The sequence below is a fragment of the Candidatus Microthrix parvicella Bio17-1 genome (assembly GCF_000299415.1).
GTDB classification, from domain to species: domain Bacteria; phylum Actinomycetota; class Acidimicrobiia; order Acidimicrobiales; family Microtrichaceae; genus Microthrix; species Microthrix parvicella.
In genome coordinates, this window is the sequence record NZ_AMPG01000001.1 from 1,581,527 (window position 1) to 1,596,953 (window position 15,427).

Sequence of the window (15,427 nt, forward strand, 5' to 3'; positions counted from 1 at the left end):
GGTGTGTTCAAACACGACGACCGCCATAAGAACACCGCCATCTGTGCCCGGGTCACCAACTGCGACGGCGAGAACTTCCCCGGCGAGGTCCCCGAGGTGATCCCTTCACCGACCAGCCAGATCACCGCATCGGCGAAATACGAATTCGAAGGAACATCGGAGAATCCGTTCGGACCCTTCGGCTCCGGCGAGCCGGCAACCCGCCACAAGAACACCGCCATCTGTGCCCGGGTCACCGACTGCGACGGCGAAAATTTCCCCGGCGAGGTCCCCGAGGTGATCCCTTCACCGACCAGCCACGTCACCGCATCGGCATAATACGAATTCTAAGGAACATCGGAGAATCCGTTCGAACCCAACTGAGCCGGAGCACCCTCATTGCCCCACAAAAACGCCGCCATCTGAGCCCGGGTCACCGACTGCGACGGCGAGAACTTCCCCGGCGAGGTCCCCGTCGTAATTCCAGCGCTCACCAGCCAACTGACCGCCACATCAAAATAGGAACCGGTGGGCACATCAGAGAACCCGTGCGGCTCTGGAGCAACACACGAACCACCACCCCCGACATCATCGACCCCCCGCACCGCTCCCGGTTCCGCACCCACCGGAGCCCCCAACGCCCCCGTCACGCCCACCACCAGCAACCAAACAACCCACACACGGCGGACGAATTGACGAACCATGGGAAGTCACGCTATGCCCAGATGACCCCAATGTCTACGTCCAACCTCCGAACCCGCAAATAGGGAATCACCTTCGAGGGTCCTGGTGTAGATGCCCTGGTAGTCCCGACCGATGCCGCCACCGCCAGGCTGCACCTTTGCGAGCGCCGCCGTCGCTGGCTGGGTGGTCATGCTGAATCCTGATCCCGATTGACTCGGATGAAGCCGGGTGTCGGCTCACACAATGGTCGGGTCGGAAGCGCGTCCCGAGATGAGCCAGGTTTTCGGTAGATGTAGTTCCGGACTCATTGACCTGCCGAGGGCAAGTCCCAAGCTTGGGTAGCGTGAGCGCATGGGGGGAACGAGACTTCGAACAGGACTTGGCGAGCACCGCCGCGTCGCTGGTCGAACCCGGTGAGGAAGTTCAAGGGTCGTGTGTCGCCAATCGCAAGCGCTTCCTGACTGGGAGAGTGGCCCCGCTGATCATCGCCCAGGAACGGCTGATCGCTCAGGGGATGCGTAGATTCGCAGCTGCCAGCTACCGGGTGAACGTTGACGTATCGAACCTGCCAGACCGCGAACGTAACGGAAACCCGGAGCGATCATGACCAATTTCATGGCCACGCCGCTGGCGCTCAGCACTGCGTCGGGGAGGGGCAGCCACCTGCAGATCGACGTCGCATGGCGTCGACATCGGTCCCTGACTTGGCCGTCGACCCGGGCGGCGGCAGCAACGAAGCTCAACTCGGTGACGGCATGGCGGCCTGCCGGGTCATCCCACGCCAGTCACAGGACCGGCGACCTGCATGAGAGTCACCAGACCGGGTCACACCATCACCTACCCACCTGAGCAGTCCGAGACAGCGACACCACAGGATGCACGCCCTTCGCCACCGCGTCGAAGAATAGCCCCTCGATGCTGAACCGCCCGAGCGACCCGACCATAGAATCTTGGTTGTAGGTCTGCCCGTGATGGTCAGCTAATGGGTGTCTACGTTCCGGCCCATACTTCATACCGAGTGATCCATTCCATGAAGCTCCGCCCAAGCACCCGGGCAACCCTTCTATGACTGCCACCAAGACCGCACCGAAACCCACCCCGAACACGCCGTTGTACCCGGCAGGCGGGTATCGCGGACGGGTTCCTCTACGAACCGACTGGACAAGCTGTCATCATCGACGGCTGCCACGCGTCAATCGAGAGCACCAACGCTGAGGTACGCCAGTACGCCGAGCGCGGATTCGCGCCATTCACCACCCGCTCTGCCTGAACTGCTATTGCTCTTCGACGGCTACAGCGGCGAATGGCTTCTGGATGCGGTGGCGGGCGGCGCTGAACTCTGCTGCATGGCGACGCAACACCCGGACCGCTTCGCGGCTCAACCGTCTGGGTCACGTCCTGCGGCGACGCCTCACCGTTTGGAGGGCGAGGCCGCCGAGTAGGAGCCCTGCGGCTGCAAGCAGCAGCCCAAGTGGGCCAGTACCGGTGCGGGCCAACGGCAGCGGCGTCACCGCGACCGGCTTGGCAACCGGCACGACAACGGGCTTGACCACTGGCCGTGGGGCGGCTGTTGCAACGGGACCGTTGTCCGACGGCGGGTTGTTGTTGCTGGACGGCGGGTTGTTGTTGCTGGACGGCGGGTTGTTGTTGCTGGACGGTGGGTTGCTGGTCGACGGCGGGGTGCTGGTGGAAGGCGGGGGTGCGCTGACGATTTTGACGTCCGCCTCGGCGACGTCGGTGTCGCCTTCCTTGGCCAATGCCAGCCTGCTGGACTTCATCGTTGGGGCCCCAGCGGTGATGCGGACCTTGATCTTCCCGTCGAAGGGCTCGCTGTAGACGTTGGTGGTTGTCGACTTGGTGGTTGTCTGGTCGTAGGTGCCGTCTCCGTCGAAGTCCCACTCGTAACTAGCGATGGTTCCGCCGGGAACCACCGACACTGAAGCGTCAAGGGATACGGCCTTGGCTGTCGTGCCGCTGTACGGGCCGCCAGCGTCAGCAATCGGCTTCACGTCGATGTCAGTCATGCAGCTGCGGTAGGGCCCGGTCACGGGCTCGGCGGTTTGGGTTCCGACGACCGCCACCCGCAAGGTTCCGTCCGACTTGCGCAGCGCCGAAAGCCACTGAGCAGCGGAGGGCTTGTAGTTGGTGTCATCGAGTGGCTCGGACGACTCGATCAGCTTGTTCCCGGTCGCGTCGCGGAGTTCCACGACGAAGCTGTCGTTCGGGAAATCGCCGCCGTTGCCAGCGTCCCAGGTGAAGGTCGGGATTTTGTCGTCCTTACCCACGCTGGTGACCTTGGGGTCGGCCAACCTGGGGGCGACGTTCTGGCCCGAGAACACGCAGCTCACCGGGTTGACGTCGCCAGCGCCGCCGAGCCCGATCAGGCGATAGGCGTCCGACAGGGTCCCGGGGTCGTCCTCGCCGCCTGCCACCAGACGGTCCAAGACGACTTTGTCGCCCAAAGCGACCTTGTCGAGTCCGTCCTCGGGCGTGTCGTAGAGGTCCCACAGGACCGACATGACGGTGAACTCGTTGTCTTCGCCAAGCGTACCGCCCTCTTCTAAGTCGTCGGTGATCACTTGGTCTTCGGTGTCCTGGTACTTCGAATCGCCAGCGTTGGGAACGCCGAGGTCGGCTGCACCCTGGATCTGCAGGAGAGAAACAGCGAAGTAGGTGGGCCAGCCCTCGCCAAAGGCCAGCGGCACGCCGATCTCCTTACTCTCCCGGGAGACCGACAGGTTGTCGGCGCTGCTGTGATCGCCGCCGGGGTTGTTCTCGATGTCGAGCTGGTTGGCCACGAAGTGGCCGTACTCGTGCAGCATCACGTCCCAGTCGAATCGGTCCAACGACAGCACGTGCAAGTCCTCACCGTCGTAGAACGACCCCTCGGGGTCGGGGTACACGACGTCAAGGAACCGCAGCCCGCCCGGCACCCGGGTGTCGAGATACTGGGTGCCCAGGTACATAGCGTTCTGCAGCGAGAACGCCGTGTTGTTGTCATCGGTGTTGTTTGCGGTCAGGTCAACGGTCAGCTCGGTGCCGGAGGGAACCTCGGACTGGACGGGACTTTCGATGAACTGTCCACCGACGCTGAAGTCCTCACCTGCAGCGAGAACCCGAACGAAGACGTCACGGTTGCCTTGACCGGGGCCGTCGTCGTTGTCGACCGTGGCGCTGTAGGTGCCGTCGAGGCCCGTGGTCACCGTGGTGACCAGTTCGGAGTCAACTCCGAGGGGCGGGGTCTCGTCATCGCGGATCTGAACCGGTGCGAATGGCACCGGGTGGGTGCCGCCAGCGGAGTCGGTCCACTCGATCGTTCCGGACACACACACGTCGGCGCATGGTGCGGCAGCGGACGCCATGGTGGAACCGGTGGCGCCTTGGATCTTCCTGCGCAACGCCGTCGCCGTGGGGACGTCAACCGTCCCCGCGCTCTCAAGGTGGCTGACCTTTTGGAGACGAAGGTCTTGTTCGCCCGTCTCGCTGACCAGGGTGACCCCGTCGAAGTCGGTGGCCCACACCTGGTCGGTGATCGACCGGACCGTGCCGGAGGCGTCGGACGCCTTGAGGGTTGCCGACACCGTTGAGATCCCGTCCGATGATGTCGCCTCGGCTGTTAGCGCACTCGTACTGGTGTCGGAGTCACCGTTGGCCACGTCGACGGTGAACGTGTTGACCATCGAGGATGCAGCCACCGGCTTCGTACGGGTGCCGACAACATCAACAAGGTCACCTTCAGTCGAAGCGGTCACGCTTGCGGAGGTGAACCCGGCGTCGGGGTTCGAAACGACCTTGACGGTCCCGCCCCCAGAGGCCAGCGCAGATGCGTCAATATTCACCGTGCCCGGTGCGTACGGCTTGTTGATCAGTTCTGCTGCAGTGTCTCGACCGGTATCGGACGCGTGAGCAGACGCCTGGTCGGCGCTCGCTAGGGGTCCAGCAACCACTGCACCAACGAGCATGCTGCCTGCAACAAGACCAATCCCGGTGCGAAGCCGCTGAAACGTCGAACTATGACCACCCATTTATCATGTCTCCTCGCTGTGCCCCGGTGGTCTGCGTGCGGGTTGCTGACCCATCCGGATTGTTTTGCGGATAATAAGCTGCTTTCGTGCAAACTCACTTCATCCGACACCCCCTTCTGAGCGTGACATTGGTCACGCTGCTTGCGTGCGGGTGCAGCTGCGGCGAGTCAACTGGAAGTCCGACCTCAAAAACCGAGTCGACGACAGCGGCAACTACAACGACGGACGGTTCCAGCGACTCAACAACTGCGACCTCAGCCGCCGCTTCAACCAAACCGGGTACCGGACTCCAGAAGCAGTTGAAACTCTCGAAACAGTTCACGGACGTCGGCACACCGGTGGACTTCGAGGCCCGATTCGAAGCGACGACCCAGGGCGACTCGATCAGGTTCACCAAGAACAACGACGGAGTAGCTGAACTGGCCGTCGACGTCTCCGCCGAGCTCAGCGCCGACGGAGAACCGACTTCAGTCAACGGAACCGTCACGGCGTCCGACAATGGCGCGGGCACGGCCCAGCTCGGCGTCGAGATAACACGCAACGGCAGCGCTCAAGAGACTCGCCTCACCATCTTCGTCGAGGCCGACCTGGGATACGCGGCATTCGGTGACGCGAGCGAGTCGGCCACCAGACGCACGCTGGCCGACGGCCTACTTGAGGCCAACGCAATCAACCAAGAGGCCTACACCAAACGAATCGCAGCGATCGAAGGCGCAACTGGCTGACACCGCCACCAGTCCCACGTCGCTTCACCGGCATCCCACAAGCGGTGGCGAGTCCCTCGGATCTGTCCCATCTCGCGCGTAGCGTCAACTTCCACATCGTCAACGGGCGGTGGCACATTGCCCTCGAACCCGCCAACGTCTTTGGCACTGTCAGGGCGGGCCTGGCCTTCACCCGGGGATGGCTTATGTGGAGCCGCTATGTGCGGGCTCGGATAGCTGGCTCGCGATGCCAGGGTTGGGTTCGCGAATACCCCCGTCAGGGATGCTGCTGGTTAGACGCCGGCGTTCTGTCGTATTTGGTCTGCAAGATCGACCAGTTCGGGGTAGTCCTCAAAGAACGCGACCTTTTGTGCGGCCTGCGTGTCGGGCTCGACCACGTCCAGGTCACCGTCTTCGTCAGCGTCGCCTGCGAATTCGGTGTCGCCGAAGACGAACATGGCCCAGGACTCGGCGATGTCCTCGCCGCCGTCCTCCGGGGAGCTGGCGGCGTACTCGGTGACGAAAGCGTCAGCGCTGTAGTCGGCGCCGGGAGGAAATTCCTCGTTGAAGGCGTCCGCGTATTCGGTGGTGTCATCGGTGCCGGGCTTCAAGAAGATCAGGTGGCCGGTTTCGTGGACGATCGTCCGTTCAAGTTCGACGCTGGAACCGGAGGTGTCCAAGGCTAGATAGCGGTCACCGGTTGGCTCTCCGTCGGGGCCCGAAACGTCCTGGAGCGCTCCTGAAGTTGCCGAGAAGTCAACCGCCCAGTGATCCAGAGGGTTTCGGACCTACGCCGAGACCAGTAGCGTCGACGTTTTGTGGACCTGCTTCCCTCGCTTGCACACCTCGTTCTCACCAGAATCGGCTGGGTCTTCGCGACCGGTGATTCCCGAGACGCTGAGATCCTTGCGCTCCGTCACCAGATCCTCGTGTTGCGACGCCAGGTCGACCGGCCGAAGCTCAACGAAACCGACCGCACGATCCTTGCACTCCTGAGCAGCACCACCGATCGCACGCGGCGGGCGGCGACGTTCCTGATTGTCCGACCGGAGACGGTGCTGCGATGGCACCGCCGAGTCGTTGCACGGCACTGGACCCAACCGCCCACACCCAACACGGGACGTCCACCGATCGACCCGGAACTCAGGAGTCTGACCATCCGCCTCCCCAACGAGGTGCACGACTGGGGATCCCGGCGAATCCACGGCGAGCTCGCACGGCTCGGTCACAAACTCGCCGCGTCGACCGTCTGGAAGATCCTCCGCTCCGCCGGGATCGACCGACACGCGGTCGAACCGGCCCATTGTGGTCAGAGTTCATCCGCTGCCGGTCGAAAGCCATCCTGGCTACCGGCTTCGCTTGTGTCGACACCGCCTTGCTCCGCAGGTTCCACGTTCTGTTCGTCATCGAGGTCGGCTCCCGGAAGGCGCACCTTGCGGGGATCACCGCCAACCCAGCTGGCTCCTGGACCACCCAAGCCGCCCGAAACCTGACGAGCCGCCTCGGCGACCATCACAGGTTCCGGTTCTTGATTCGCGATGGTGCCGGACAATTCACCCGATCCTTCGACGCTGTCCTCGCCGGATCCACAATCACCGCGACCTGAACACCGCCCCGGTCGCCTCAAGCCAACGCATACGCCGAACGGTGGGTCCGGACACTCCGTCACGAACTCCTCGACCGCACCATCATCTGAAACGAACACCAACTCCAACAGTTCCTCGAGGAATACCTCGAGCACTACAACAACCGTCGCCCGCACCGAGGACTCCACCAACGAGCACCCAACGACACCGCCGACGTCACCCCGATCGGCACAGACCAACCGATCCAACGTCACACAAACTGCGCCGGACTCATCAACGAGTACCGAACCGCAGCCTGAACCGCTCCCCGGTCAACCAACACCCACCGAAAACGCCGGCCTCAACGCACCCAACAACACCAACCCCATCACCGAAATCCGGCCCAGGCCGCCGGAGAAGCACCGGACAACTCCTCGGCACGAACACGCATGTGTCCCATCCTGCGAGAACCTGACGGCTAGATGGGAGAGATGGGATGCCCCGCTCAGATGGGATCAGCTGGGGGTGTTCGTGGGAGCCCTTTGGATCGGCTACTCCCCAGTGCCCCGTAGGGCTGCGAATGGCGGAGAGTAAGGGATTTGAACCCTTGAAATGCTTGCGCATTCAACGGTTTTCGAGACGGCTGCACAGCCCTCCTGTACCACCGAAAACCCCACGAAACCGCGACCGCCTGGCAGTTCCGACGGGTTTCGTACCCTCATTGAGGGTTCCAATCATGGCCATTTTCATGGCCAAAGCAGGCGGCGACGCGCCGGTGATGGATGCCCTGACTGCGGTACTCCGCAGTTCGTTCAACGTGACAAATTCGAGACACGCTGCCGAACGGATGCAGGTCCCGTCAGCTGATCGGATTGGGTGAGTGGCTAAAGCGCGGCGCGGGCAATGGAGAAGGAGAGCCGTTGGCTGATGAACTCTCTGACGGAAGGTGCTGAATCTCGTACGATCCGTCGTGTGACGTTGGTCGAGTGGCTTCTGGCGCAAGGGGTAGGTCCTGCCGCGGTGGGATGGCCGGTGTCGTGGACGGCTCAGCGCATGGGGACCTCAGGCAAGCGCTGGATCGACGAGGTGCTCGGCCGGGATGAGGAGACGCTTCGAGCGTTGTCGGCAGCCTCCGGGGGTGGAGATCTGACCCCGACCGAGCTCTCGGCCCTGAAGGAGCTTCTGAGCGAGGAAGACACATGGATCCGCGTTGCAGAAGGCACTACCGACGACCTGGAACAGCTCGTTGCGTCCTGCTTTCCTCCTACCCAAACCCGTTCGGCCGAAGAAGGGAAGGACCTCGCTGCTGCCGTTGCGAACAACCTGTTGGGCTTCCAACTCAGCGACCTAGACGAAGGCATGTTCCGGGAGTACCTCGCAGGGCTGCTCGAACGACTCCGCAAGGACACGCTCCACGGCGTTGACGAGGCGTTCCTCCAGATCCACGACGATCTCGTGAGCACGCAAGACCAGACCCGCCGCTACTTCGGAAAGCTCTTCGAGTTCCTGCGCGATCGCCTCCCCCCAGGTCCGGCCGGCGCCCGCGTGCTCCGCATCTACCTCATCGGGATGATCGACTACCTCGATGACGACCCTTGGCCCACACGAGAGGAGGCGGCTGCCTCCGCACCCAGGCCGAGCGACATCGAGCGCAAACTGACAGTCCGCGACGACGACACCCCAACCAGAGCCCCCGAAACAGCTGACGACGGAGACACAGTTGCTGACCGCTCTGACCGGCTTGTGGTCCTCGGCTGGCCCGGGTCTGGAAAGACGTGGTTCGCCAAACGAACAGCTCGCAGGTCCGCACAGACTGCCCTCGACAGGCTCAACCACGGCGTCCCCGTCGAAGGGATCGAGATTCCGATCTACGCCACCTGCCAGCACTTCTTCGCTGAAGGTGACGGTGTGCGTCGGGCAGTATTCGCAGCTGCCAAAAGGAGCTTGCCCGATCTCGGGTGCGCCAGATTCACGGACGCAATCGGGACACTGATAGACGAACACGGACACGCATTGGTCGTGCTCGATTCACTCGACGAAGCCAGTGTCGTCAACGCCAGACGACTCGGATCAGTGACCACCGTCGAAGGTTGGCGGATTCTCATCACCAGTCGCCCGTCATCTTGGAACCAACAACTCACGATCGACCCAGCGGACGAACGCCACGCCGTCGCGGAACTGCAAGAGCTGAGCTACCCGAAAGATGTCGTGGCCATGATCGACGGATGGCTCAAACCCTCAGCGGCAGAGAGGCTCAAACAGCATTTGGCTCAACAACCGGGCCGTGCCCAGCTAGCGCGTGTTCCCTTGATTTGCGCGCTGTATTGCATCGTCGGAGAAGCCGGCGTGCTACCCGAAACTCATCGCGACCTCTACCGGAAAGCGTCCGCCAAGCTGCTCCACGCCCGTTGGCGAGATGAAGAACACGGCTACGTGGACGTCGAAGATGCAGAAAAGCAGCTTCGATCCTGGGCCGCAATCGGACTTGCCCGTCAGGTCGGCACCGTGGGAATCCGCGCCCTCAAGCTTGGCTTCGCTCAAGTTGGCATTCGACAAATTCGCGTCTCGGAGGCAAGCTCGCTGGAGTCTGCTCATCGAAAGGTCGGCCCCCACCAGGTTTGCGCGCTCGAAGTTGGTAGCGGTGCATTGTGAATTGAACAGGCTGGCCCCCGCCAAGTTTGCATCCGTGAGGTTAGATTCCTGCAATACGGACAACGCTAGGTTGGCCCCTCGTAGGTCTGCTCCTGTCAGGTCGGCTGTCCGAGGCGAGCGGTGGCTGCGTCGGCGCTACGAAGATCCGCTCCTCGAAAGTTCGCCCCGGTCAAGTCCTTCCGCATGTACGGGCCGTCGCGAGTCGTTGCAAAATCCGCCTCGCCTACCAGCACCTCAACTTGTTCTTGAGCTCTCTTCCGACGACCAAACATACGGCAAATCTTATCAGAGGTGAATGTATTGTAGAGTCGACGCTCCAAGCCAGACCTGAGACGCCGACGATCGCACAACCGAACTACACCACCAGCCGGGACTCAATCCCACCCGACTGTTGATCACCGCCGACTGTGGCGGGTCGAACGGCTACCGGGTCCGCGCATGGAAATGGCATCTCGCCCGCCTCGCCGAACGGACCGGACTCGAGATCACCGTCTGCCACTACCCGCCCGGCACCTCGAAGTGGAGCAAGATCGAGCATCGGATGTTCAGCTTCATCACGATGAACTGGCGGGGCCGGCCCCTCACCAGCATCTACACCGTCGTCAACCTGATCTCAGCGACGACCACCCAAACAGGGCTCACCATCCAAGCGTCCTACGACGCCCACGTGTACCCCAAAGGCGTCAAGATCACCGACACCCAATTCGAGACCATCCCGCTCACCAAACACGACTGGCACAGCGACTGGAACTACACCATTGGGGCCACACCCCAAACGACTCCCTAATCCCGCGGCGGGCCCTTACGCCGAGCGATAGGTGCAGACGTTCCTCCACGAACTCCTCGACAGAACCACCATCCAGAACGAGCAACAACTCCACCAGCTCCTCGACGAAACCTCGAGTACTACAACTCTCGCCGCCCTCACCGAGGACTCCACCAACGAGCCCCCAACGACACCGAGAACGTCACCCCGATCGACAAAGACCAACCGATCCACCGTCAACAACCTCCAAGGAAACCGAACCGCCGCCCCAACCGCTCTCCGGTCAACCAACACCACCGCAGACGCCAGCTTCAACGCGCCCGACAACACCAAACGACATCACCGAATCAGTTCCAGGTTGCCGAAGAGATATCAGATGACTTCTCGGCACAAACACCGTCAGCGTTAACGTTTTCTCCGACGGATTTCCGCGTCGAAGGCTGCGAGAACCTGCCTCACTACCTCCTCGACGCCATCACTGCTTCGGGCCGCCAGCCGGTCGGCCAGGAGCGGTGAGTACTGGAGAACCCGCGCCTGGTCCACGTCGTGCCAAATTGGGAGGATAGTCTTCACGCCACTGAGCTGCCGCGTAAAGAGAGCGTTGAGTTCCTCCTGGGGCCAATCCTTGCGGAAGAAGGCGTCGCTCAGAACTACGATCCCAAACTGGCATGAGGAGATTGCTTCGTCGATTCTCTGTCGCAAGCTGTCACCGACGGTCAATTCCGCTTCATCAAGCCATACTTTATAGCCACGGCCGCTCAACTCCTCATAGAGCGGTCGAGCTATTGCCTCCTTGTCTTCCGATGCATGGCTAATGAAGAAGTTCGCGGCTCCTGCCTCCAGGTCGACTGCAGCATTCGACCCGCCCTCCATCTCGGCCAGCTCCGAGCGAGATCGCAACAACCATTCGACCAACTCAGCGCCATCGAGTATTGCGCCACCGGCTGAATTCATTAGTACACTCGCGCTGCCGCTTACGGCTTCGTACATCCAAAGATTTCGAATCTCGCTGAACGCCAACAACCCGGACACGTTAGCATCATCAAGGATGGTTGAATAGTGTACGAAGTCCGGATGCTTCTGTGCAGTATGAAGAGCCACGGCTACTTTTCCCAGACTCATTGTAAGAATCTTCCTGCTGGGCAGTTTGAGTTCGGTCTGCGCTCGGCCAGCATCCTTTGGGTAGACCGACTTCGCCAGGACGTCGAGCATGCCTCGGGCCAGTTCCTCAACGTGGGTCGCAAGCTTAGCAACTGCTCCAGCGAGCGCTGGCGAGTCTGGCTGACGGACAAGCTCTTGGAGGTACTGAGAGATAGCCGCCTGGAGACGGCGTTGTGTGGGAGACCCCGGAGGAAGGCGATCAGATGCGGCGCGCAACTCAACAGCTTTGCCTGCAATCCGAATCTGCATCTCCCCGCTCAGCCGATTGAAGAGTGCCTGCTCTGCGGCAGGTAGTTCGTTGAAGACCTGTTCGCTTACACCAACCAGCTCATCCGAGAGCAGCTCTACCACGAATAGGTCAAGCTCCGGTTCAGGTTTCTCCTTCGCAATTGTGTCCTCCGGGACAGCCGTTTGGAGTTCCTTCTCTGTCGGCCGATAGGCCTGACCCGATGCAGCAAGCTCCTTGAACCATGCAGAGACGCAAGTCGCAAGGTGATCAGAATCCAGGAGTTCAGCTACTCGCCGCTCCGGAACTTCCACCACCTTGGCTCGTGACTCCGCCCCCTGGAGTGAAAGATCGAGTACGCGACTGTCTGCGATGCTCCACCCGCTATCGCGAGCCCGCCCTTCGCTGATCAATTCGTCGAACCGTCCGGCTATTGCTTCGATAGCCTTCTCAGCGTTCGTCTGACTCGCAAGTGTCGCAAGTGTCGATCCAGCGCCGCTAATGAACGTACAATAGGCGCCCTCTTCCATCGCAGCATCGGAAAGTAGGTCCAAGTCGATCGGGTAGAGTCCGGCGCGCTGGCCCTGATGGAGCCGGTCCTTGGTCAACTGATCGAGAAATTCGTACCTTCTAGACGTTAGTGCGGCTGGCAGACACGTTGAACGAGAGACATTGAACGCAGCGTCATCGATGCGATAGTTTGTGCTTTCCAGCGCCCCGCGAGCCGTCGGCGTGGAAATGCCATGATTGAAAATGGTTACTGCGCACTTTAATGACGGATCATCAATCGGATAACTAAAGTAGTGAAGCTCTTCAGAGAACCTCGACCGTCCTGTCCCGCTATCCACGAAAACTGAGGTTAAGCCACCAGAGAGAGCGGCACAGATATTGTCCGGACAAGTATCATGGCGCCGAGCTAGGCTCGCCAGTAGATCGCGCCGTTGCCGATCGTTTTCGATCGTGGTATCGCACGAATGTTGTAGGCGTCGGCTTACTTCTGCCTCGCTGCGGTACCACTTGAGAAACTCGAATCCGGCAACCGTTCCCGCAACGCATGCGGACGAACTCGAACCCAATCCACGCTCAGTAGGGAGATTCACCCTCGAACCAAAGAACATATTTAGCGGCGGAAGGCCTAGTTTCGTTGCATCAGCGAGATACTCGACGGTCGATTTGAAAGATTTTACGAATACATTCGTGACGGGATTCGTGATGAGGTCGTCCTGCCGCCCGAACGTAGTCCAGTCGATATCCAGCCTCACCAGAGGTTCCACAACGATGCCGGATCGACGCACTACTACATAGAATTGATTCCACCAGTCAAGGCCCAGCGCCAGGCAGTCATAGCCAGCGCCCAAGTTGGCGGTCGTGGCGGGGGCGTCAACGCTAATGACAATGTAGTCTGACACTGGATCCCCCGATACCCTAAACGAGTCTCAGTTGACGGCTGATAAAGGCGCCAGCGCCCGGTGAGGCTGTATGGGCGCGGTCGGAGTTCGACCGGAGTCCCAACGATACGTTGGGCCGATCCGTCATGGCGATTGGCAATGCACCAAGTTCCACGATCGACAGAACGAAATCCGCCATCTCTCGGGAGAGAACTGCTTCGGGTTCACCCTCCTCACCCTCTCGGCTCCACAACTGCAGCACACGCTCCTCCGCAGAGCGGAACTGAGGGAATGCAGTGGGGCCTCCGTTCTGCAGGATGGTGGCGCATTGTGTGTACAACGTCCGGAGTCTCGAAAGCTTGTCACGCCAGTTGTGATCATTGTCAATCTTGAAGGCAGAATAGGTCAAGAATTCGATCGGTTCGACGAATCCCACGTCGTCGCCTCGGTTGACTAGTGTGTCAGTCGACTCGACGGTGCCGCAGTAGATCCCGAGGGTCAGTAGCATTGTGAGGTCTTCATCATCGTAGTCTTTACTGAACGTCGTGGCCGATGCGGCGTCGTAGCAGGCGAGCAGCTTCTCAACATGGCTCGGAGTTTGTGAAGAGAAGAGGGATGAATCAAACCAGTCATTGCTGAACTCAACAATTGCGCGCCGGCGAGCCTCCTTGACGATCGGGTTGAACAGCGGGCGCGGGCAAAGGTAGGTCCCATCGACGTCAACAATTGTGAGGACTCGTCTGTTGCGCGCTACAGCCTGCCCGACGACTTCGTGGAGCACGTCAAGCTGCGACCAGTCTGGAGCGTTGTAGAACAGGGGAGCACTTTCCAGGCCTCCGCTCCAACCCTCTGGTACAACACCCCCGGCGAATTCCTGGCCGATCAGGCCCTCGTTGCCGACATAGCAGTGAACTTCATAACGACCATCTTGTTCCGCCAGCAGTCGGTGTGTGTTGTAGGCGAATCGTTTATCGCTATTGCCATCGCCGACGAACACCACCGTGACGGGCGTGTCGCGGTATATGGAATCAATGATCCCTTCCTTGAGATATACGGCACTCCCGAAGTCAATTTTTCTTGGAATTGGTGGGTGTGTCGATGTGAGAACGCGAGGGAGGCTACGGTACGATAGAGCTAGAGGGTCGGCCGATTGGATAAACCGGTTTGCGGGAACTTCCAGCTCGCGGGCGATATGACATGGAAGGGCGTCGGAAATCGAGAGAGCCCCTTCGCTGAGCCCTAGGCGGGTGTTGTCGGCAACCGTAGCCACATAGTCGTCGTAGTTGCTGTTCATTGTATCCCCCTCAGGATCAGCGAGTTCGTGCCTTCCTACGATCTCGCTCGACATCCTTGCCTATTGTGTCGCCCGAATCAAATTCGTCCTGTACGTGGCTGATTGATGATGTGGGTGGGCGTTGCGGTGTTTCCGTAGTGATGTGGGGGGTCTGGTCGGTGGGCTCGGTGCGTCCCCGCGGCCTCTTCGGAGCTTGGCCTCTTTTCGAATTGTCTGCTGGCCTGTGCATGCCGAGAAGTCATCCGCCCTGTGATCGTGAGGATTTCGTGTCTTCGCCGAAGTCGGTGTCGTCGACGCCTCGTGGACTGCTCCCCTCGTTCTCACTCGAATCCGCGCGACCCTCCGCCATGCGGACCACAATATGGATGCCCATCGGCCGATTTCATGCAGGCCCGATTGCCGGCCCACAGCGGTGGACACTCCAGGGTGAGTCCCATCACGTGGTGTCGTTCGGGACCAAGTCCGTGAGGGTGGCAGGATCCAGGAGCGCGGGCGATGAGCCCACATTCCAGCCAAGCCTGCACAACGAGAAGGTCCCGTTCTTCCCGAGGAGACGAGGCTCAGATCCCGGGTCCGCCAAGCCGAGGGACCCCCGTAGTGTCCCCCTCAGGTCAGGGGTACAACGGCCAATCCCAAGGGCTCCCCAGAAAACCGTTCTATTCGCGCCAGAATGCCTGTCCGCCGCCAGCCCACCAGATCGGGTACATCCCACTCGTCCCTTGGGTTGTAGTGGCGGAGAGTAAGGGATTCGAACCCTTGGAACACTTGCGTGCTCAACGGTTTTCGAGACGGCTGCACAGCCCTCCTGTACCCCCAAAAACCCCACGAAACCGCATGCTCCTGACAGTTTCAAGGGCTTTCGTTGCCTCATTGAGGGTTCCAATCATGGCCAATCTCATGGCCAACACCCCAGTGATGGCCACCGGTGACGGAGGGCAATGTCCGGCTGTTCGCCTCGCTTGGGGGGCCAGCCAAGGGGGGCG

At 61.0% G+C, this 15,427-nt stretch carries 11 protein-coding genes, 2 tRNA genes and 3 pseudogenes; 4 read left to right on the forward strand and 12 right to left on the reverse strand.

What is annotated here, in order from left to right; translation table 11 throughout:
- Positions 1-95: 95 nt before the first annotated feature.
- The 3 genes and pseudogenes from MPARV_RS26250 to MPARV_RS24625 all read right to left on the reverse strand — a co-directional run.
- Positions 96-305, reverse strand: a pseudogene (locus tag MPARV_RS26250) (S-layer homology domain-containing protein); the annotation flags it as partial.
- Between the two features lie 21 nt (positions 306-326).
- Complete coding sequence (locus MPARV_RS0107600) at positions 327-683, reverse strand: S-layer homology domain-containing protein (protein ID WP_031277639.1); 357 nt, start codon at positions 681-683, stop codon at positions 327-329.
- Between the two features lie 6 nt (positions 684-689).
- Positions 690-854: a hypothetical protein gene (locus MPARV_RS24625; RefSeq protein WP_157789509.1), complete on the reverse strand. Its 165-nt coding sequence runs from the start codon at positions 852-854 to the stop codon at positions 690-692.
- Positions 855-1,006: 152 nt separating this feature from the next.
- Here MPARV_RS24625 and MPARV_RS0107605 point away from each other — a divergent pair, with 152 nt between their 5' ends.
- Positions 1,007-1,270 carry a hypothetical protein gene (locus MPARV_RS0107605; RefSeq protein WP_020377812.1) on the forward strand — a complete coding sequence of 88 codons (264 nt, stop codon included), beginning with the start codon at positions 1,007-1,009 and terminating at the stop codon, positions 1,268-1,270.
- Positions 1,271-2,054: 784 nt separating this feature from the next.
- Here the strand turns inward: MPARV_RS0107605 and MPARV_RS0107620 are convergent.
- Positions 2,055-4,502: a PKD domain-containing protein gene (locus tag MPARV_RS0107620; protein ID WP_238538828.1), complete on the reverse strand. Its 2,448-nt coding sequence runs from the start codon at positions 4,500-4,502 to the stop codon at positions 2,055-2,057.
- Between the two features lie 485 nt (positions 4,503-4,987).
- Between MPARV_RS0107620 and MPARV_RS0107625 the strand changes: the two genes are divergently transcribed.
- A complete protein-coding gene (locus tag MPARV_RS0107625; protein ID WP_020377815.1) occupies positions 4,988-5,413 on the forward strand; it encodes a hypothetical protein in 426 nt (141 codons plus the stop codon).
- Between the two features lie 272 nt (positions 5,414-5,685).
- Here the strand turns inward: MPARV_RS0107625 and MPARV_RS0107630 are convergent, their stop codons facing one another.
- A complete protein-coding gene (locus MPARV_RS0107630) occupies positions 5,686-6,072 on the reverse strand; it encodes a hypothetical protein (RefSeq protein WP_020377816.1) in 387 nt (128 codons plus the stop codon).
- A gap of 108 nt (positions 6,073-6,180) precedes the next feature.
- Positions 6,181-6,462: a hypothetical protein gene (locus MPARV_RS24630; protein ID WP_157789510.1), complete on the reverse strand. Its 282-nt coding sequence runs from the start codon at positions 6,460-6,462 to the stop codon at positions 6,181-6,183.
- Between the two features lie 596 nt (positions 6,463-7,058).
- Here MPARV_RS24630 and MPARV_RS26025 point away from each other — a divergent pair.
- Positions 7,059-7,277: pseudogene (locus MPARV_RS26025) on the forward strand (integrase core domain-containing protein); the annotation flags it as partial.
- Positions 7,278-7,538: 261 nt separating this feature from the next.
- On the opposite strand, the gene MPARV_RS0107645 reads toward MPARV_RS26025, so the two are convergent.
- From MPARV_RS0107645 to MPARV_RS26255, 3 genes are all read right to left on the reverse strand, one after another.
- Positions 7,539-7,634: transfer RNA gene (locus tag MPARV_RS0107645), tRNA-Ser, on the reverse strand.
- 1,672 nt (positions 7,635-9,306) lie between these two features.
- Positions 9,307-9,708 (reverse strand): pentapeptide repeat-containing protein, encoded by a 402-nt coding sequence (locus tag MPARV_RS26030; RefSeq protein WP_081582138.1) that lies wholly within the window; start codon positions 9,706-9,708, stop codon positions 9,307-9,309.
- The gene (locus tag MPARV_RS26255) at positions 9,705-9,881 is read right to left on the reverse strand and encodes a pentapeptide repeat-containing protein (RefSeq protein ID WP_478210073.1); all 177 of its coding nucleotides are present in this window, start codon (positions 9,879-9,881) and stop codon (positions 9,705-9,707) included. The genes MPARV_RS26030 and MPARV_RS26255 overlap by 4 nt, the downstream gene beginning before the upstream one ends.
- A 110-nt stretch (positions 9,882-9,991) precedes the next feature.
- Here MPARV_RS26255 and MPARV_RS0107655 point away from each other — a divergent pair.
- Positions 9,992-10,396 (forward strand): annotated as a pseudogene (locus MPARV_RS0107655) (ISAzo13 family transposase); the annotation flags it as partial.
- Positions 10,397-10,780: 384 nt separating this feature from the next.
- On the opposite strand, the gene MPARV_RS22445 reads toward MPARV_RS0107655, so the two are convergent.
- The 3 genes from MPARV_RS22445 to MPARV_RS24635 form a co-directional block, all read right to left on the reverse strand.
- A complete protein-coding gene (locus MPARV_RS22445) occupies positions 10,781-13,171 on the reverse strand; it encodes a TIR domain-containing protein (protein ID WP_081582140.1) in 2,391 nt (796 codons plus the stop codon).
- 16 nt (positions 13,172-13,187) lie between these two features.
- Complete coding sequence (locus MPARV_RS0107670) at positions 13,188-14,498, reverse strand: hypothetical protein (protein ID WP_020377823.1); 1,311 nt, start codon at positions 14,496-14,498, stop codon at positions 13,188-13,190.
- 676 nt (positions 14,499-15,174) lie between these two features.
- Positions 15,175-15,259, reverse strand: a tRNA-Ser gene (locus tag MPARV_RS24635).
- Positions 15,260-15,427: the final 168 nt, after the last annotated feature.